The 18,754-nt window shown below is 70.2% G+C and carries 19 protein-coding genes; 9 read left to right on the forward strand and 10 right to left on the reverse strand.

What is annotated here, in order from left to right:
* Positions 1 to 13 precede the first annotated feature (13 nt).
* Positions 14 to 424 (reverse strand): DUF3052 domain-containing protein, encoded by a 411-nt coding sequence (locus tag RE421_RS04965; protein WP_309815277.1) that lies wholly within the window; start codon positions 422 to 424, stop codon positions 14 to 16.
* 160 nt (positions 425 to 584) lie between these two features.
* Positions 585 to 1,697, reverse strand: a complete 1,113-nt coding sequence (locus RE421_RS04970; protein ID WP_309815280.1) for a YihY/virulence factor BrkB family protein — start codon at positions 1,695 to 1,697, stop codon at positions 585 to 587.
* 210 nt (positions 1,698 to 1,907) lie between these two features.
* Here RE421_RS04970 and RE421_RS04975 point away from each other — a divergent pair, with 210 nt between their 5' ends.
* The 4 genes from RE421_RS04975 to RE421_RS04990 all read left to right on the forward strand — a co-directional run bounded on the left by RE421_RS04975 (position 1,908) and on the right by RE421_RS04990 (position 4,878).
* Positions 1,908 to 2,582, forward strand: coding sequence for a DUF1275 family protein (locus RE421_RS04975; RefSeq protein WP_309815283.1), 675 nt, complete (start codon positions 1,908 to 1,910; stop codon positions 2,580 to 2,582).
* Positions 2,583 to 2,645: 63 nt separating this feature from the next.
* Positions 2,646 to 3,743: a DNA adenine methylase gene (locus RE421_RS04980; protein WP_309815286.1), complete on the forward strand. Its 1,098-nt coding sequence runs from the start codon at positions 2,646 to 2,648 to the stop codon at positions 3,741 to 3,743.
* Entirely contained in the window at positions 3,727 to 4,143 is a 417-nt protein-coding gene (locus tag RE421_RS04985) for a thioesterase family protein (RefSeq protein WP_309815289.1), read from the forward strand. The genes RE421_RS04980 and RE421_RS04985 overlap by 17 nt, the downstream gene beginning before the upstream one ends.
* 111 nt (positions 4,144 to 4,254) lie before the next feature.
* On the forward strand, positions 4,255 to 4,878 hold the full coding sequence (locus RE421_RS04990) for a malonic semialdehyde reductase (protein ID WP_396134580.1): 624 nt from the start codon (positions 4,255 to 4,257) through the stop codon (positions 4,876 to 4,878).
* Between the two features lie 78 nt (positions 4,879 to 4,956).
* Here RE421_RS04990 and RE421_RS04995 read toward each other — a convergent pair whose 3' ends face one another.
* Positions 4,957 to 5,142 (reverse strand): hypothetical protein, encoded by a 186-nt coding sequence (locus RE421_RS04995; RefSeq protein WP_309815292.1) that lies wholly within the window; start codon positions 5,140 to 5,142, stop codon positions 4,957 to 4,959.
* 130 nt (positions 5,143 to 5,272) lie between these two features.
* On the opposite strand from RE421_RS04995, the gene RE421_RS05000 reads away from it, so the two are divergent.
* Positions 5,273 to 5,971 (forward strand): maleylpyruvate isomerase family mycothiol-dependent enzyme, encoded by a 699-nt coding sequence (locus tag RE421_RS05000; RefSeq protein ID WP_309815293.1) that lies wholly within the window; start codon positions 5,273 to 5,275, stop codon positions 5,969 to 5,971.
* A gap of 30 nt (positions 5,972 to 6,001) precedes the next feature.
* Here the strand turns inward: RE421_RS05000 and RE421_RS05005 are convergent, their stop codons facing one another.
* The 5 genes from RE421_RS05005 to RE421_RS05025 all read right to left on the reverse strand — a co-directional run bounded on the left by RE421_RS05005 (position 6,002) and on the right by RE421_RS05025 (position 11,349).
* Complete coding sequence (locus tag RE421_RS05005; protein ID WP_309815297.1) at positions 6,002 to 6,373, reverse strand: VOC family protein; 372 nt, start codon at positions 6,371 to 6,373, stop codon at positions 6,002 to 6,004.
* A gap of 117 nt (positions 6,374 to 6,490) precedes the next feature.
* Positions 6,491 to 8,164, reverse strand: a complete 1,674-nt coding sequence (gene aceB, locus RE421_RS05010) for a malate synthase A (protein ID WP_309815299.1) — start codon at positions 8,162 to 8,164, stop codon at positions 6,491 to 6,493.
* Between the two features lie 179 nt (positions 8,165 to 8,343).
* Positions 8,344 to 9,648 (reverse strand): isocitrate lyase, encoded by a 1,305-nt coding sequence (gene aceA, locus RE421_RS05015; RefSeq protein WP_309815302.1) that lies wholly within the window; start codon positions 9,646 to 9,648, stop codon positions 8,344 to 8,346.
* A 220-nt stretch (positions 9,649 to 9,868) separates the two neighbouring features.
* Positions 9,869 to 10,702, reverse strand: a complete 834-nt coding sequence (locus tag RE421_RS05020) for an NUDIX hydrolase (RefSeq protein ID WP_309815305.1) — start codon at positions 10,700 to 10,702, stop codon at positions 9,869 to 9,871.
* Positions 10,699 to 11,349 (reverse strand): TetR/AcrR family transcriptional regulator, encoded by a 651-nt coding sequence (locus RE421_RS05025; protein WP_309815309.1) that lies wholly within the window; start codon positions 11,347 to 11,349, stop codon positions 10,699 to 10,701. The genes RE421_RS05020 and RE421_RS05025 overlap by 4 nt, the downstream gene beginning before the upstream one ends.
* Before the next feature lie 105 nt (positions 11,350 to 11,454).
* On the opposite strand from RE421_RS05025, the gene RE421_RS05030 reads away from it, so the two are divergent.
* The 4 genes from RE421_RS05030 to RE421_RS05045 are packed head-to-tail and all read left to right on the forward strand — an operon-like array spanning position 11,455 to position 16,482.
* Complete coding sequence (locus tag RE421_RS05030) at positions 11,455 to 13,047, forward strand: carboxyl transferase domain-containing protein (RefSeq protein ID WP_309815311.1); 1,593 nt, start codon at positions 11,455 to 11,457, stop codon at positions 13,045 to 13,047.
* Positions 13,048 to 13,052: 5 nt separating this feature from the next.
* A complete protein-coding gene (locus RE421_RS05035) occupies positions 13,053 to 15,110 on the forward strand; it encodes an acetyl-CoA carboxylase biotin carboxylase subunit (RefSeq protein WP_309815313.1) in 2,058 nt (685 codons plus the stop codon).
* Positions 15,107 to 15,655, forward strand: coding sequence for a MaoC family dehydratase (locus RE421_RS05040; RefSeq protein WP_309815316.1), 549 nt, complete (start codon positions 15,107 to 15,109; stop codon positions 15,653 to 15,655). Before RE421_RS05035 ends, RE421_RS05040 begins: the two co-directional genes overlap by 4 nt.
* Positions 15,652 to 16,482 (forward strand): CoA ester lyase, encoded by an 831-nt coding sequence (locus RE421_RS05045; protein ID WP_309815320.1) that lies wholly within the window; start codon positions 15,652 to 15,654, stop codon positions 16,480 to 16,482. Before RE421_RS05040 ends, RE421_RS05045 begins: the two co-directional genes overlap by 4 nt.
* A gap of 1 nt (position 16,483) precedes the next feature.
* Here RE421_RS05045 and RE421_RS05050 read toward each other — a convergent pair whose 3' ends face one another.
* The gene (locus tag RE421_RS05050; RefSeq protein WP_309815323.1) at positions 16,484 to 18,229 is read right to left on the reverse strand and encodes an AMP-binding protein; all 1,746 of its coding nucleotides are present in this window, start codon (positions 18,227 to 18,229) and stop codon (positions 16,484 to 16,486) included.
* Entirely contained in the window at positions 18,226 to 18,666 is a 441-nt protein-coding gene (locus tag RE421_RS05055; RefSeq protein ID WP_309815326.1) for a thioesterase family protein, read from the reverse strand. The genes RE421_RS05050 and RE421_RS05055 overlap by 4 nt, the downstream gene beginning before the upstream one ends.
* Positions 18,667 to 18,754 lie beyond the last annotated feature (88 nt).

Consider the following 18,754-nt stretch of genomic DNA (forward strand, 5'->3'; position numbering starts at 1 on the left):
CTGCCCCCCCAGTCTACGAGCCGGTCTTCACCCGGACCGAGGACCACTCCCCGGACAGCGGGATGTTCGCGTTCAGGCGGTGCCCACGGGCCTCGATGTGCTTCCAGATCGTGTCCCGGTTGATGTCCGAGCGTCCGCCCTTCGGGTAGCCGATCCAGAGCACGCGGGCACCGAGGGCGGGCTCCAGCCAATCGTCCAGCACGCCGTCCAGTGACCTCTGGTCCTGCGCGAACAGCATGACGGCCGTGGCCTGGGTGATCTCCTGCGTGAGGGTCACACCCTCCGGCAGGGGATCCAGCAGGGCGTGCAATCCCTGGTGGCCCCCGCCGAGGTACAGGACGTCGGTCGGCTTGATGAACAGCTTCTGGGCTGTGGTCTTCGCCGGCTCGGTGGGCTGGTCGGGCTGCGCTGAGGAGGTGGCCATGGCCCCATTCTGCCCCGTCCCATCCGCTTTGCGGGCAGAGATCACCGGTGATCTCTGCCCGGAAAACGCAGGGGAACGACGGCGGCGCCGCACCTGGGGTGCGACGCCGCGGGGAGACGCCGGGCCGGCGTCGTGAACCATCCGTCCGGCCGGAGCCGGGTCAGTCCTCCTGGCCTCCGGAGCCGTAGGTCAGGCGCAGCACCCGCCCCTCGGATTCCAGCTGGTCCCGGGATTCCTTGGCCTTCAGGACCTTGGCCGTGTCGCGGGGCGGCAGCTGGATCATCTCCTCGGCCGGGATCCCGGCCTGCAGCTGCCGCGCGCGCTCGACCTCCGCGTCGACCTCAGCACCCAGCAGCAGCACGATGTTGAAGATCCACAGGACGAAGAGCAGGGCCATCACGGTGCCGATGGCTCCATAGGAGCTGTACCCGGCGAACTGCGACAAGTAGATGGACAGGGCCACACCCGCGATCGCGATGCCGACGATCGCCACGACCGAGCCGATACCGACCCAGGTGAACTTGGGCTGCTTCACGTTGGGCGTGAAGTAGTACAGCACGGCGATCATGGTGATCACGAGCGCCAGGATGACCGGCCACTTGACCCAGGCCCAGATCGGCAGGAAGGTCTCGGTCAGGAAGGTCAGCGTGCCGCCTAGCCCGAGGGGGTCGGCGATCGGGCCCAGGACGCCGTCGACCAGCGACTGGTTCAGGGCGAGCGAGACCAGGATGAGCACCACGCCGAGCAGCAGGGACAGGGTGACCAGCAGCATGGTCCCCAGCTGCTTCACGAGCCCACGCCCCTCCTCCACCCCGTAGATGGCGTTCATGGAGCGCGAGAACGCCTTGACGTAGGCAGAGGCCGACCACAAGGCGGTGGCGATACCGATGATCAACGCGATGACGCCCCCGGTGGCGGAACTGATCATCGTGTCCACGAGGTCGACCACGAGACTCTGGTAGTCCGCCGGCACGTATTGCTGGACCAGGTCGTCCACGAGCGTGGTGACCGTGCCGGCGTTGTTGGCCAGCACGAGCGTGATGATCGAGAAGATGGCCAGCAGGGCCGGCGCCAGCGACAGCACCATGTAGTAGGTCAGCCGGGCGGCCAGGTCGGTGCCGCTGTCGGTGCCGAACTCCTTCAGGGCGCGCTTGAAGGCGTACTTCCAGCTTGCGCCCTTGAGCTTGGGTGGATCATCGGGTTTCTCGCCGTGATCCGGCGCCGGGGCGTCGGCCGCGTCGAGCGTTGCGTCAATCGGATCCTTGATGGGCACGGGGTGTCCTCTCTTGTTTCCTCGCTCAATGTCTTGGACACCGGACGCTGGGCCTCAGGCCGTTGGCGGGCCGAGCGACATCGCCGGTTCTTCGTGTCACCTGTCATCCTGTCCTGTTGCGGTGGCGTTGGGAACCACCTTAGAGCTACGTCCGGACGAGGAGTACCCGAGTACAGTCGAGACGTCGAGCCCAGGGGAGAGGAGCAGGCTGTGGCCGGAAACCTGAGTCTCCGTCAGGGACTGCTCGCCGCGGTCCTGACGATCACCGCCGGATTCGTGGACGGGCTCGCCTTCATCCACCTCGGCGGGTACTTCGTCTCCTTCATGTCCGGCAACTCCACCCGGGCCGGCTCGGAGCTGGCCACGGGCGACCTGCTGGGCTGGGCGAAGGCCATAGGGCTGGTGTTCTTCTTCGTGGTCGGTGTGGTGCTCTCCTCCCTGGCGCTGCGCGTGCGAGCCCTCCAGTCCCGGCGCACCCGGCCCTCCGGTCCGCGCTCCACCGCCGTCTGGGTCGCCCTCATCCTCCTGCTTTTCGCCGCCGTCTTCGCCTCTGTCCCCGCCCTGCTGATCGCCGTCCCGCCGGCCATCGCGGCAAGCATGGGCGCGGTCAACGGCACCTTCACCCGTGGCGGGGAGGTCACCGTGGGGCTGACGTACATGACGGGGACCCTGGTCAAGACCGGGCAACATCTGGCCCACGCCCTCACCGGTGGGAACCGCACCCTCTGGCTGCGGTACCTGACGCTGTGGTGCGCCATCGCCGTGGGGGCCATCGCCGGGGCCGCGGCCTACCAGGCGTGGGGACTGGGGTCGCTGTGGATGGCCGTGATCCTGCTGCTCGTCCCGGCCGTGGTCCTGAGCCTCCGTCGGCCGCGTGCCGCCTGAACCGCCGCGACCGGGCGCCGCGCCTTCCACCGCCGCACGTCGGGTGTCGGTTAGGTTCGAGGCATGATCAAGTACCTGGGCTCCAAGCGCTTGCTGGTGCCCACGCTGGGGGCCATGGCGGACGCGGTCGGCGCCCGCACCGCCGTCGACCTCTTCTCCGGGACCACCCGCGTGGCCCAGGAATTCAAACGCCGCGGCCTGTACACCACGGCCTCGGACCGCGCCACCTACACCGGCGTGCTGGCCGGCTGCTACATCGCCACCGACGCGCGGACCACGGACCGCGCGGAGCTCGCCGCCATCCTGGCGGACCTGCAGGGCACGACGCCGGCCCGCGGCTATGTGACGGCGACGTTCTGCGAGCAGGCGCGCTACTTCCAACCCAAGAACGGCATGCGGATCGACGCGATCCGCCAGCGCATCGAGGACGAGTACGCCGGAACCGGCTGGTACTCGATCCTGTTGACCTCCCTGATGGAGGCGGCCGACCGGGTGGACTCCACCACGGGCATCCAGATGGCGTACCTGAAGTCCTGGGCCCGGCGCTCCGGCCGGGACCTCGAACTGCGGTTGCCGGCTCTGCTGGACGGGCCCGGCGCCGTGGTGGTCGGGGACGTCATGGACACGGTGGACACCCTGCCCGCGGCGGACCTCTACTACGTGGACCCGCCGTACAACCAGCACCGCTACTACGCCAACTACCACGTCTGGGAGACCCTGGTCCGGTGGGACGAGCCCGAGCACTACGGAGTGGCGTGCAAGCGGGTGGACGTGCGGGACGAGGACACCCGCAGCGTCTTCAACTCCAAGCGCACCATGCCCGCCGCGCTCGCCGAGGTGCTCTCCAGGGTCCGGGCCGAGGTGGTCATCGTCTCCTACAACGACGAATCGTGGATCACGGCGGAGGACATGGAGGCGTCCCTGCGGGAGGCCGGTCACGAGGAGGTGGCCGTGCTGGGCTTCGACTCCAAGCGCTACGTCGGCGCCAGCATCGGCATCCATTCGCCCACGGGCCAGAAGGTGGGGACGGTGTCCCACCTGCGCAACACGGAGCTGGTCTTCATCGCCGGCCCGCGGGAGAGGGTCGAGGCCGCCCGGATGGCGGCCCGGGCCACGACCACCATCGGAGGAGTCAGGAGAAACCGTGTCCACACCGTATGAGCTGGAGATGGACCTGCGCTGGTCTGACCAGGACGCGCAGGGCCACGTCAACAACGCCAAGATCGTGACGCTGGCCGAGGAGTCGCGGATCCGGTTCCACCAGTTCCTGGCGTCCCAGCGCCAGGGCGGCGGCGAGGGCGGCAGCATCGTCGTGGCCCGCCAGGAGATCGACTATCACGCCGAGACCCGGTACGCCCCCGCCATCACCCTGCAGGTGTCCGTGGTGAGGATCGGGACCAAGTCCTACACGCTGCGCCAGCGGGGGATCCAGAACGGGCGTCCGGTCTTCACCGTGGACTCCATCCTGGTCTGGTTGGACGGATCGGGATCGTCCCGGGCGCTGACCGAGGACGAGCGCGTGGAGCTGGAGGCCTGGCAACTGCCGGAGGGTGAGTCGTAGGCCACAGCGCCCGCCTCCGGGGAATACCGTCCACGAGTCCCACGGTTATGCACTCCTGGTGCCCCTCCTGGAGAAGGCGCGGCGCCGCCGCCGACCCGAAGGAGAGAGACCGTGACCGAGACCGTGCTGAACACCGAGGCCACCCCGATGGAGCCCGTGGACCCGAAGGCGCTGGACCAGCTGTTCCATGACGCCCGCACGGCCAACACCTTCTCCGACGAGCCGGTCTCCGCGGAGACCCTGCGGGCCATCTACGACCTCACCAAGATGGGCCCGACCATGATGAACCTGCAGTCGCTGCGCATCACCTGGGTCCAGTCCGAGGAGCAGCGGGCCCGGCTCCTGGCCCACGGCGGCGGCAACTCGACCAAGACAATGGCCGCGCCGGCCGTGGCCGTGCTGTCCTGGGACGCCGACTGGCACGAGCACTTCCCGGTGTTCTTCCCGCACGCGCCGGAGCGCAAGGAGATGTTCACCGCGGACGCGGACGCCCGCGCGCTGATCGCCCGCCAGAACGCCTGGCTGGCGGCCGGCTACTTCATGCTCGCCGTCCGGGCGCAGGGCCTGGCCGCCGGGCCCATGACCGGCTGGGACTTCGCCGGCGTGGACGCCGACTTCAACGCCGGGACCACCTGGAACGCCTTCATGGTGGTCAACGTCGGCAAGCCCGGAGCCGACGCCTGGTTCCCGCGCCTGCCCCGCCTGGACGAGGAGCTCGCGGTCACCACCGTCTGAGTCCTTCACCTGCAGGTCGAAAGCGGCCCATTTACCCGCCGGTAGCCGCGGGTAACGGGCCGCTTTCGACCTCCAGATTCAGTAGTTCGATGGCGGGTCCGAGGCGGGGAAGGACTCGTCCTCCCACTCGGCGGCCCGCTCGTCGTCATGCCGGTGGGCGGCGGCGGCCGCCGCGGCCACAGGATCCTCGGCTTCCTCGGCGGTCACGGCCTCCGACTGCTCCAGACGGTCTTCTTCGGGCACTTCCGGGTTCACGTGGTCCATGACGACTCCTTCGGGGGGCGGGGCTCCCAGTCTGGCCACCCCCGCCGGAGGGGGCAAGCACTCAGGAGCAACCGGTCGTTCACGGCATATCCGTTCGAGTGCGTCGTGGCCGGATCGTTAGGGTGGGCCCATGATCAATCCCGCACGCCTGCACTCCGACCAGTCCCGGCTGGAGCGCGAGACCGCCATGCTCCTGGCCACCGTGGAGTCCCTCTCCGAGGACGAGCTGGCCGCCCCCTCGCTCTGCGAGAGGTGGAGCCGGGCCGACGTGGTGGCGCACCTGGCCTCCAACGCCCGCGCCCTGGTGCGGATGGTGGACTGGGCGGTCACCGGCGAGGAGCAGGCTGTCTATGCCTCGCCGGAGGCCCGCGCCGAGGACATCGCCCGGATCGCGGCGATGCCCCGGAAGGAACTCATCGCCGAGCTGGTCGAGGCGTCCCGGTACTTCGCCGAGCAGTCCGAGCGGCTGACCGGGGAGATCCGGGCGGAGGAGGTGCGCATCGGCACCATGCCTATCCCGGCGACCTCCCTGATTGCCGTCCGCACCTCCGAGGTGGTGGTCCACCACGCCGACCTGGACACGGCCTGGACCATCGAGGAGGCGGACCCGGATTCCCTGCTCAACGCGGTGGAGGCCGCCGTCCGCGCCATGCGCGTCCGGAACGCCCCCGGCCTGACGTTGGTGACCGAGGAGCGCGATGAATGGGTCATCGGCGACGGCGCCCTGAGGGTCGAGTCCGACCGGGAGGGCCTGCTCGCCTGGCTGGCACGGGGGGAGACCGCGGGCGTCGAGGCCGGCGGCCCCCTGCCGGAGCTGCCGGCCTGGTAGGTGTCTCCCCGTCAGGCTTCAGCCGGGCCGTCAGGTGGCGGCGGGCATCTGCTGCAGCGACCAGGTGTTGCCGTCGGGGTCGGCGAAGTAGACGAAGCGGCCCCAGTCCTGCTCGTCCACCTCGCTGCACTCCACCCCGCGTGATCTCAGCTCGGCGCGGGCGGCGTCGGCGTCCTCGATCACCATCTGGACGCCCTTCTGGGAGCCGGGCGCCATCTCGGTGATGCCGGTGCCCAGCACGATAGAGCAGGCGGAACCCGGCGGGGTGAGCTGGACGAAACGCAATTCGGGGGAGAGCACGTAGTCGTGGTCGGCGGTGAACCCGACCTGGTCCACGTAGAACGCCTTGGCCCGGTCCACGTCCGTGACCGGGAGGGCGACGAGCTCGATCTTCATGTCCATGGTGGACACCGTAGGGCCCGGTGCCGCCCTGTTTCGAGACCTGGCCCTCGGGGCACAGAGTGACCCCACCCCGTCACGACGGTGGGGGCGGGGTCACTCTGCGCCTGAGGGGTGGGCTCAGGCCGGGGTGCCGGCCAGCTCCTGGCGCGCCGGGGCCGTGGCGGAGAGGAACCTCCGGTAGGCCGGCAGGGTCAGGAAGTCCGGGTACTCCTCCGCCAGGGCGGACCCGGCGAAGACCTCGAGGGCGTCGTCGAAGCGGTCCCCCTCGGCCCGGTCGATCCGGCCGAACTCCTCGTCCATGAGTTCCTGGACCCACTCGCGGGTCACGGTGCGCTCGCCGCCCTCGGCGAGACGAGCGGTGGACCCGGCGTTGATCCACTGCCAGATCTGGGACCGGGAGATCTCCGCGGTGGCGGCGTCCTCCATGAGGTTGTGGATGGCGGCGGCGCCGTTGCCCCGCAGCCAGGACTCCACGTACCGGATGCCGACCTCGAGGTTCATCCGCACGCCGGCCTCGGTGATGGAGCCCGGGGTCCCGGACACGGCGAGCAGGCCCTCGGCGTCCGGCTGCACGTCCTCGCGCCGGTTGGAACGGATCTGGTTGCGCGTCTCCCCGAGCACCGCGTCGAAGACCTCCATGGCCACCGGCACCAGGTCCGGGTGGGCCACCCAGGAGCCGTCGAAGCCGTCGGACGCCTCACGGGTCTTGTCCTCGCGCACCTTGTCCAGGGCCTTCTCGTTGGCCTCGGGATCCCTGCGGTTCGGGATGAAGGCCGCCATGCCGCCGATCGCCGAGGCACCGCGCCGGTGGCAGGCCCGTACCAGCTGGTCGGTGTAGGAGCGCATCATCGGCGCCGTCATGGTGACGTCCGCGCGGTCCGGCAGCACGAAGTCCTCGCCGCGGTCCCGGAAGTTCTTGATGATGGAGAAGATGTAGTCCCAGCGGCCCGCGTTCAGGCCGGCGGCGTGGTTGCGCAGCTGGTAGAGGATCTCCTCCATCTCGAAGGCGGCGGTGATCGTCTCGATCAGCACGGTGGCGCGCACGGTGCCCTGCGGGATCCCCAGCAGGTCCTGGGCCACCACGAACACGCAGTTCCACAGCCGGGCCTCCAGGTGGTTCTCCGTCTTCGGCAGGTAGAAGTAGGGCCCCACGCCGCGGCGCAGCAGCTCCTTGGCGTTGTGGAAGAAGTACAGGCCGAAGTCCACGAGCGCGCCGGCCATCGGTTCGCCATCCACGAGCAGGTGGTCCTCGTCCAGGTGCCAGCCGCGGGGGCGCACGATGATCGTGGGCCGGTCCACCAGCTGCACCCCGCCGAGCTTGTACTCCTTGCCCTCGGGTGAGGTGAAGTCGATCTGCCGGCGGATGGCGTCCCGCAGGTTGACCTGGCCACCCAGCATGTTGGACCAGGACGGCGAGGAGGAGTCCTCGAAGTCCGCCAGCCAGCACTTGGCCCCGGAGTTCATGGCGTTGATGGTCATCTTCCGGTCCACCGGGCCCGTGATCTCGACGCGGCGGTCCTTCAGCCCCGGGGCCAGGGGCGCCACGCGCCACGAGTCGTCCTCACGGATGGTGCGGGTCTCCGGCAGGAAGTCCGGGGTCCACCCCTCGGAGATCCGCTGGCGCATCTCCTCGCGCCGGGTCAGCAGCTCGGCGCGGCGGCCGTTGAAGCGGCGGTGCAGGGTGGCCAGGAAGTCGAGGGCATCAGTGGTGAGGATCTCCTCCTGGCGGGGCTGGTGCGGACCGGTGATGGTCACGGAGTTGAGGGTGATGGGCTGGTCGGTGGGGTACATGGGAGTCTCCTCGGGGAGTCGTGCGCTGCGCGCCGGGAAAGCGGAAAGAGGATGAAGAGCCCCAGGGCTGGTGGCGGGGTAGAGGTTGAAGAACCCCGGGGCGACGCCGGCCGGTCGGGTGGGGGCCGGCGTCGCCCGTGGGGTGGGTGGTACAGAGCGGGGTGGTGCGGATCAGGCGATCAGAACTGTCCGGCCTCGGTGGAGCCGGCGAGCGCGGTCGTGGAGCTCTCCGGGTTCAGGGCGGTGGAGATGGCGTCGAAGTAGCCGGTGCCGACCTCGCGCTGGTGCTTGGTGGCGGTGTAGCCGCGGGCCTCGTCAGCGAACTCGCGCTCCTGCAGCTCCACATAGGCGGACATCTGGCGCTCCTGGTAGCCCTTGGCCAGGTCGAACATGGAGTGGTTCAGGGCGTGGAAGCCGGCCAGCGTGATGAACTGGAAGGTGTAGCCCATGGCCCCGAGCTCGCGCTGGAACTTGGCGATGGTGGCATCGTCCAGGTTCTTGCGCCAGTTGAAGGACGGCGAGCAGTTGTAGGAGAGCATCTGGTCCGGGAACTCCGACTTGACGGCTTCGGCGAACTGCTTGGCCAGCTCCAGGTCCGGGGTCCCGGTCTCCATCCAGATGAGGTCGGAGTACGGGGCGTAGGCCTTGGCACGGGCGATGCAGGGCTCGATCCCGTTGCGGACCTTGTAGAAGCCCTCCGCGGTGCGCTCGCCGGTGATGAAGTCCGCGTCCCGGGAGTCCACGTCCGAGGTGATCAGAGTGGCGGCCTCCGCGTCGGTGCGGGCGATGACCACGGAGGGGACATCCGCCACGTCGGCCGCCAGGCGGGCGGCGTTCAGGGTGCGGATGTGCTGGCCGGTCGGGATGAGGACCTTGCCGCCCAGGTGGCCGCACTTCTTCTCGGAGGCCAGCTGGTCCTCCCAGTGCACGCCGGAGGCGCCGGAGGAGATCATGGACTTCATCAGCTCGTAGGCGTTCAGCGGGCCGCCGAAGCCGGCCTCGGCGTCGGCGACGATCGGGACCAGGTAGTCGTCGACCGTCTGGACGCCCTCGGAGAACTCGATCTGGTCCGCGCGCATCAGGGCGTTGTTGATGCGGCGCACCACCTGCGGCACCGAGTTGGCCGGGTACAGTGACTGGTCCGGGTAGGTGTGGCCGGAGAGGTTGGCGTCCGCGGCGACCTGCCAGCCGGAGAGGTAGATGGCGCGCAGCCCGGCCTTGACCTGCTGCACGGCCTGGTTGCCGGTCAGGGCACCCAGGGCGTTGGTGTAGGAGCCCTCGGCGTGCTCGGCGGTGAGCTGGTTCCAGAGCTTCTCGGACCCACGGCGGGCCAGGGTGTGCTCCTCCTGGACTCGGCCGCGCAGCTTGACGACGTCCTCGGCGGTGTAGCTGCGCTCGGTGTTCTCCCAGCGGGGGTTGTGGTCCCAGTCGTGCTGGATCTGCTCGGCGGAGGCCGGGGTGTGCTGGTTGGTCTGCTCGGTCATGGCAGTCTCCTTGGGGTCTGGCTGGATCTGGCGGTCGAAGCGGTGGATCGCTGCTTCGTTGGGATCCAGTCTTGACTCCCGCAAGACTCCTCGGGGCGGAAATGCCAGAAAAGTTCGAGTCAATCCTCGGAACTGTCAGAAAGTGAATATCTTGAGTGCCAATTTGCCGAGTCGCTTCGTTGAAGACGACGAACGCGTCAAGGCGCGGAAAACATGACCGTCACTCCCGGTGCGTGGCCGTGCGATAGGCCGCGAGATCGTCCGCAAACGAGTCCGCCTCGGGGAACCCGGTGACGCTTCTGGCTGGCGGCGGACCGACGGTGGGCTGCACCGCGGTCATCTCGCCCGGGGTGGACGCGGCCTCCTCCGCGGACCGCGCGGCGGCCAGGGCGCGGAACATGGCCCACGTGGGCGGCATGAGCTGATGACGTCCGGTGCGGAAGTCCTGCAGGGCGTCGCCCGCCGTGGTCCACCGGCTGGCCGTGCCCTCGAAGGAGAGCGTCCCCGGGACCTGGCCCTCCGGCAGGGCCGCGGCGAAGAAGTACGTGTCATACCGCCGGGAGGCGCCCTCGGGGGTGATCCAGCGGGCGAGGGGCGCCATGCCGGTCACATCCGGCAGTAGCTCCTGCTCCGTCAGCAGGTCGCCGAAGTCCAGCTCGTGGCGCTCGATGCGGATCCGGGTGTCCTCCGGCCAGGCGTTGACGGAGGCGGGGTCCACCGGGGTCCCGTCCCGGTGCCGCGCCACGAGGATGCCGGTCTCCTCGAAGGTCTCCCGCACGGCCCCGGCCAGCACCTTCCCCGCGGCGGCCGGATCCAGCCCGAGCAGGTCTCCCCAGGCGTCCAGGTCGGTGCCCTCCCAGAGTGCGGCGGGCAGTTCGTCGGCGGGGTCGATCCGGCCGCCCGGGAACGCCGAGACGCCCGCGCTGAAGGCGAGCTTCGTCGACCGGGTGATCGTGAAGACCTCGGGGGTTCCGGCGGCAGCTGCCCTTCCGGGGCGGAGCAGCAGGACGGTCGCGGCCTGGGGGATCGGCTGGAGCGTGCCCGGGGCCGTCATGCCGCGCTCCCCGCAGCGGCGGCGACGGCGGGGGAGGTGCCGCCGGTAAGGGAGCGGTAGGCCATCCCGGCCAGGATGACGCCCGCCGGATCCCCGGTGGAGACCGGGGCGCTGTGCGGGGTGGAGTTGAGCAGGCCGAAGGTGCCGAGCAGGCGGACCTGGCGCTCGCCGTCGCGCATGGCCGGGTCCAGGCGGGCCAGTACCCCGTCCCAGAGCTGGACGTACTCGCGCTGCAACCGGCGCACCTCCTGGTTGTCCGCCGGGGCCAGGGCGGGCAGCTCGCGGTCCTGGATACGGATGACGTCCGGATCGGTGGTGGCGAACTCCAGGTGGAACCGGATCAGGCGCCTCAGGGTGTCCGCGGCGCCGCCGCGCGCCTCCTCCGGCGAGTCTTCCGGCGAGTCCTCCGCCAGGATGGTCCGGCATCCGTCCAGCAGCCGCTCGGAGGCGTCCACGAGGATCTCCGCGAGCAGTGCGTCCTTGGACGGGAAATGCTTGTAGAGGGCGGGGCCGCTCATCCCCACGGCCTCGCCGAGCTCCGCGGTGGACACGGCGGCGAAGCCGCGCTCGGCGAACAGCCGGGCGGCGGACTCCATCAACGCGGCGCGGCGGTTGGCCTTCTGCGTGGCCCGCCAGGTTGCGGTCATCTGGTCCTCCTGCGGATCCGGGTGTATCCATCATAGACAACTTCGGTTACTGGCCGCTAACCTGATTTCAGTTACCGACTGATCACCCAAAGGACGGCGCCCCTGATGTCGACAACCTACCCCGAGCTGATCGCCGAGCTGCGCGAACGGCGTGCCACGGCCGCCCTCGGCGGGCCGGAGCGATCCCGCCTCAAGCACACGGAACGCGGCAAGATGCTGGCCCGGGACCGCGTGGACACCCTGCTGGACGAGGGCAGCCCCTTCCTCGAGGTGGCACCCCTGGCCGGCTTCGAACTGTACGGCGGAGACGCCCCGGCCGCCGGTGTGGTGGCCGGCATCGGCCTGGTGGAGGGACGCCAGGTGATGATCGTGGCCAACGACGCCACCGTGAAGGGCGGCACCTACTACCCCATCACGGTGAAGAAGCACCTGCGCGCCCAGGAGATCGCCGCCGAGAACCGGCTGCCCTGCCTCTACCTCGTGGACTCCGGCGGGGCCTTCCTGCCGATGCAGGACGAGGTCTTCCCGGATCGGGACCACTTCGGACGCATCTTCTACAACCAGGCCCGGATGTCCCGGGACGGCATCCCCCAGATCTCCGCCGTCATGGGATCCTCCACCGCGGGCGGCGCCTACGTGCCCGCCATGAGCGATGAGACGGTGATCGTGCGAAACCAGGGCACCATCTTCCTCGGCGGCCCGCCGCTGGTGAAGGCGGCCACTGGCGAGATCGTCACGGCCGAGGACCTGGGTGGTGGCGAGGTGCACTCGACGGTCTCCGGCGTCACGGACCACCTCGCGGAGAACGACGAGCACGCCCTGCAGATCGTGCGGGACATCGTCGCGACCCTCCCCGACACCGCGGAGCTGCCCTACGTCCCGGCCGCCGTGGCGGAGCCCGAGCACTCTCCGGAGACGCTCTCGGACGTGGTCCCGGTGTCCCTGACCACCCCCTATGACGCCCGGGAGATCATCGCCCGCACCATCGACTCCGGCAGCTTCCACGAGTTCAAGGCCGGGTACGGCACCACCCTGGTCACCGGCTTCGCGCGGATCCACGGTCACCGGGTGGGCATCCTCGCCAACAACGGGGTGCTCTTCGCCGAGTCGGCCCTCAAGGGTGCCCACTTCATCGAACTGTGCGAGCAGCGGGGCATCCCGCTGCTGTTCCTGCAGAACATCACGGGGTTCATGGTCGGCCGCGAGTACGAGGCCGGAGGCATCGCCAAGCACGGCGCCAAGATGGTCAACGCGGTCGCCACCGCTTCCGTGCCCAAGCTGACCGTCGTCGTCGGGGGCTCCTTCGGGGCCGGCACCTACTCGATGTGCGGCCGCGCGTACTCGCCCCGGTTCCTCTGGCTGTGGCCGAACGCCCGGGTCTCCGTGATGGGCGGCCCGCAGGCCGCCTCGGTGCTGTCCACCGTGCGCCGGGACCAGATCGAGGCCTCCGGCGGCACGTGGAGCGCCGAGGATCAGGCCGCGTTCGAGGCGCCCACCCGGGAGCAGTACGAGCGGCAGGGCAGCCCCTACTACTCGACCGCCCGACTCTGGGACGACGGCATCATCGAGCCCGCCCAGACCCGCGACGTGCTGGGCCTGGCCCTCGACGTCGTGATGCGGCAGCCCTCGGACCGCACCGCCCAGACCCCCGCCGGCCAGACGAGCCAGACGTCCTCCTTCGGCGTCTTCAGGATGTGAGCCCCATGTCAGCAGCAGTGACCCAGACAGGCCCCCAGACCATGTTCACCACCGTCCTCATCGCCAACCGCGGCGAGATCGCCTGCCGGGTGATCCGCACGCTGCGCTCGATGGGCATCCGCTCCGTGGCGGTGTATTCCGACGCCGACGCCGGCGCCCGCCACGTGCGGTTGGCGGACGTGGCCGTGCGGCTGGGCCCGGCCCCCGCGGCCCAGTCCTACCTGGACATCGAGGCTGTCCTGGACGCCGCCCGCTCGACCGGGGCCGAGGCCATCCACCCCGGCTACGGCTTCCTGGCCGAGAACGCCGCCTTCGCCCAGGCCTGCGCGGACGCCGGGATCGTGTTCATCGGCCCCGAGGCGGAGTCCATCCGGGTGATGGGTGACAAGATCACCGCCAAGAACGCCGTCGAGGCGCGAGGGGTGCCGACCGTCCCGGGCATCGCGAAGACCGGGATGGACAACGACGCCCTCGCGGCGGCGGCCCCGGGGATCGGCTACCCGCTGCTCATCAAGCCCTCCGCCGGCGGCGGTGGCAAGGGCATGCACGTGGTGGAGTCCGAGGACCAGCTCGCCATCTCGCTGGAGGCCGCCCGGCGGGAGGCCGCCGCGAGCTTCGGCGACGACACGCTGTTCCTGGAGCGGTACGTCACGACCCCGCGGCACATCGAGGTCCAGGTCCTCGCCGACGCCCACGGCCACGTCATCCACCTCGGCGAGCGCGAGTGCTCCCTGCAGCGCCGCCACCAGAAGGTGATCGAGGAGGCCCCCTCGCCCCTGCTGGATCCGGCCACCCGCGCCCGGATCGGTGAGGCCGCCTGCGAGACCGCGCGCTCCGTGGGCTACCGCGGGGCCGGCACGGTGGAGTTCATCGTCCCCGCCGACTCCCCGGACGAGTTCTTCTTCATGGAGATGAACACCCGCCTGCAGGTCGAGCACCCGGTGACGGAGGAGATCACGGGGGTGGACCTCGTGGAGCAGCAGCTGCGGATCGCCGCCGGCCAGGTGCTCGAGCTGGACCAGGAGGACATCGTCCTGGACGGCCACTCGATCGAGACCCGCATCTACGCCGAGGACCCCTCCGCCGGCTTCCTGCCGACCGGCGGGCTGGTGGAGCACGTGCGTCACCCCGAGGGGGAGGGCGTTCGCGTGGACACGGCGCTGGAGGACGGGTTGAGCGTCTCCATCGACTACGACCCGATGCTCGCCAAGGTCATCACGTGGGGCCGGGACCGCGAGGAGGCCCGGGCCCGCATGGTCGCGGCGCTGGAGAACACGGCGGTGGTCGGCTTCACGACCAACGTCGAGTTCCTGCGCGCGCTGCTCCAGCTGCCGGCCGTCGTCGCCGGGGACCTGGACACCGGCCTGATCGCCCGCGAGTTCGACTCGATCAGGTTCGCTGAGCCGGGGGAGCGGGAGTTCCGTGAGGCTGCCCTGCTGATGGACGCCGCCCGAGGATCCTCGGCCGATCCGTGGCGCCGCCGCGACGGCTGGCGGCTGGGGGCCCCGGCACCCCGGCGCTTCCCCCTGGTGTCGGCGGACGGCACCACCCGGACGGTCTTGCTCTCCGGCACCGTGGACGCCCCCGGCGTGGTCGTCGAGGCCAACACCGGGCCCGACGCCGGCCGGGCCAGTTCCCTGCCCGCGCTCGTCACGCGCCGGGGGCAGGACGTGACCGTCACCATCGGCGGCGTCGGGCGCAGCTTCACGGCCGTCGTCGGGCCCGAGGGGGTCCAGCTCACCCGGCGGGGAGCCCTCTTCGACATCCGCCGGGTCCGCGCGGACCACAGCATCCAGGGAGAGGCCGAGTCCAACCCGACGCTGGTCTCGCCCATGCCCGGCACCGTGCTGCTGACCCCCGTGGCGGACGGGGACACGGTGGCCGAGGGCGATCCGGTGATCGTGGTCGAGGCCATGAAGATGGAGCACGTCATCCGCTCCACCGTGGCCGGGACCGTGGCGCTGCACGCCGCCGTGGGGGACGCCGTCTCCCGCGGGCAGGCGCTCGCGGTGATCACGCCGGCGGAGAACGCGGGTACCGACCAGGAGGAGGGGGCCGCATGAGCGGGGAGCGGATCGTGCAGCGCGGACTGTACTTCGACGAGATCCAGGAGGGGGCGGTCTACGCGCACAGCCCCGGCCGGACGGTGACCGAGGCGGACAACGTCCTGTTCACCACGCAGACCATGAACACGCAGTCCCTGCACCTGGACGCCGCCTGGTCCGCGGGCACCGAGTTCGGCGAGCCGCTGGTCAACAGCATGTTCACCCTCTCCACGCTGGTCGGGCTGTCCGTGGCACAGCTGACCCAGGGGACCATCGTGGCCAATCTCGGCTTCTCCGAGGTGGCCTTCCCCGCGCCGGTCCGGCACGGGGACACCCTGTATGCCGAGACGCTGATCGCGGGCAAGCGCCGGTCGACGTCCCGGCCGCACCAGGGGATCGTGGAGTTCCACCACACGGCCCGGAATCAGGACGGGACGGTGGTGGCCACGGCGAAGCGGTCCACGCTGATGCAGGTCTCCCCGGAGGCGCTCGCAGCGGAGGGTGCCGCGGAAGGCGCCGGGGGAGCGGTGACCGAACGGCCGACGTCGGGCGGTGCGGCATGACCGCCGCCGACCGGATCCCGGGCCCGTCCATCCTGTTCTGCCCCGCCGACCGGCCCGACCGCTACGCCAAGGCGGCCGCCGCGGCAGACGCGGTGATCCTTGACCTGGAGGACGCCGTGGCGCCGGCGGACAAGTCGGCGGCACGCGAGCACGTGGCTGCCTCGGAGCTGGATCCTGCGTCGACCATCGTGCGGGTGAACCCGGTGGGCGGTGAGACGGCGGAGGAGCACCGCCTGGACCTCGCCGCGCTCGACGGCGGCCGGTACCGGACGCTGATGGTCGCCAAGATGGAGGACCCGGCCCAACTGGACCACCTGCACGAGGCCGGCTACCGGGTCATCGCCCTGTGCGAGACGGCCGCCGGGGTGGAACGGTCCTTCGAGATTGCCCGGCACCCGGCCGTCGTCGCGCTGATGTGGGGCGCCGAGGACCTCGTGGCCTCGATGGCGGGCCGGTCCAGCCGCTTCGCGGCGGGCCCGCGCGCCGGGCAGTACCGCGAGGTGGCCCGGTACGCGCGTTCGCGGGTGTTGGTGGCCGCGAACGCCGCCGGGAAGGTCGCGGTGGACACGGTGTTCATGGACATCGGCGACCTGGAGGGGCTGCGGGCCGAGGCCGAGGACGCGGTGGCCTCGGGCTTCGCCGCGACCGCCTGCATCCACCCCTCCCAGGCGGACGTGATCCGGCAGGCCTATGCGCCGAGCGCCGAGGACCGCGAATGGGCCGAGGCGGTGCTGGCCGAGGCGGAGGTGCAGCCGGGGGTCTTCCGGTTCCGGGGCCGCATGGTGGACGAGCCGATCCTGCGGCAGGCGCGGCGGATCATGGGCTGACTCAGCGCAGCAGCTCGTCGGTGTACTCGACCGACGCGGAACCGCCACCGGCCGCGGCGGGTGCGGCGCCGCCGTCGGGATGGAGCTGTTCCTCGCGGTGGCGCAACTCGACCCGGCGGATCTTGCCCGAGATGGTCTTGGGCAGCTCATGGAATTCGAGCCGGCGGATGCGCTTGTAGGCGGCCAGCGTGTCCCGGCAGTGCTGCAGGATGGCGCGCGCCGTCGCCTCGGTCGGCTCCCACCCCTCGGCCAGGCGGACGTAAGCCTTCGGCACGGCCAGACGGATCGGATCGGGCGAGGGGACCACGGCGGCCTCGGCCACGGCGGGGTGTTCGATGATGGCGGACTCCAGCTCGAAGGGGGAGAGCCGGTAATCGGAGGCCTTGAACACATCGTCGTTGCGCCCCACATAGGTGATGATGCCCTCGGCGTCCCGAGAGACCAGGTCGCCCGTGTGGTAGAGGCCATCCCGGAAGGCGAAGGCCGTCTTCTCGGGGTCGCCCCAATAGCCGGGGGTCAGCCCGACGGGCCGGGGGTCCAGGCGCAGGCACAGCTCTCCCGAATCTGCCTGCTCCTCCCCGGTGTCCGGGTCGATCAGCACCACGTCATACCCGGGCAGGGGACGGCCCATGGCACCAGGGCGAACGGGCTGGCCGGGGGTGTTCGCGACCTGCAGGGTGGATTCCGTCTGGCCGAAGCCGTCACGGATCTGGCTGCCCCACGCCGCCTCCACGCGGGCGATGACCTCGGGATTGAGCGGCTCACCCGCGGCCACGATTTTCGCCGGTGGCGTCTCCAGCTGCGACAGGTCGGCCTGGATGAGCATCCGCCAGACGGTGGGCGGGGCGCAGAAGCTCGTGACCTTCTCCTGTGCCATCTGGTCCATCAGCGCCACGGCGTCGAAGCGTCCGTAGTTGTAGAGGAACACGGTGGCCTCGGCGATGAACGGGGCGAAGAAATTGGACCAGGCGTGCTTGGCCCAGCCGGGGGAGGCGACATTGAGGTGCACGTCTCCCGGCTCCAGCCCGATCCAGTACATGGTGGACAGGTGTCCTACGGGGTAGGACGTGTGGGTGTGCTCCACGAGCTTGGCCCGGGAGGTGGTGCCCGAGGTGAAGTAGAGCAGCAGGGTCTCGTCGGCCCGAGTAGGGGAGTCCAGGCGGAACTCCGCCGGGGCGGCGGAGGAGTCCTGCCAGTCGTGCAGTGGGCGGTCCGGGGCGCCCTCGTCCGGGATCGCACCCAGGTGGACGATCTGGAAGTCACCGGGGATGTCCCGGAACTTCGGGACCTCGGGACCGTTGGTCACCACCCAGGTGGCCTCGCCGCGCTCCACCCGGTCCGCGAGGTCAGCGGAACCGAGCATGAGCGTGGAGGGGATCACGGGTGCGCCGAGCCGGAAGCAAGCCAGCATGACTTCCCAGAGCTCGACCTGGTTGCCGAGCATCACGATCACCCGGTCGCCGCGCCGCACCCCGATCCCGGAGAGCCAGGCCGCCACCTGGTGGGACCGCTCCGAGAGCTCACGGTAGGCTCGCCGCTCGGCGCGGCCATCCTCCTCGACGATCACCAGGGCCGGCTGCTCACCACGAGGTCCGGCCGCGATGTCATCGATCCAGTCCGAGGCGAAGTTGAAGTGCTCAAAGCGTGGCCAGACGAACGTGCGGTGTGCGGTGTCCGGATCGGTGCGGCAGTCCAGGAGGTGGTCCCGTGCCTGCCGGAAGGTCTCCGCTGCGGTGTGCTGCGTCATGAGTTATCTCCAGAAGATCGTCGCGTGGGTCCGAGGATGCCACAGACCGGGGCCGGCCAGGTGGAACGGGCCCGGTCCTCAGCCTGCAGGCGATCGTAGGCAGCAGTCACGTCCTCGGGGAAGGCCGTGCTGGACCGCGATTGCAGGTCCACGTGCACCAGGACCGTCTCGAAGAGGCAGGCCAGCCGGCCATGGGTGCGGTCCATGATCAGCGCCAGCAGGGCGGTGAACACGCCCATCCTCCGGTCAGCGCGGCAGTCATCGTCGATCCCCGCGGCGCGGACCACCTGGTCCGTGGCGAGGGCGCCGATGTCCAGGTAGTGGCGGATGTCCATGTCTCCGTTGCGGTCGATCCAATCCTCCTCCACCGTCCCGCAGGAGGAACTCGGCACCTGCAAGACCTGGTCGGGACTCGGGGCGCTGGGGGCGATGGGCATGTGACTCCTCGCTGAAGGGGGCCGACGAGCCGGACAGTGGTGCCGGTCAAGAAGAAATTTACTTGGAAGGCCTAGTAATTACAAGGAA

The sequence above is a fragment of the Citricoccus sp. I39-566 genome, assembly GCF_031432995.1.
GTDB classification, from domain to species: Bacteria; Actinomycetota; Actinomycetes; order Actinomycetales; family Micrococcaceae; genus Citricoccus; species Citricoccus nitrophenolicus_A.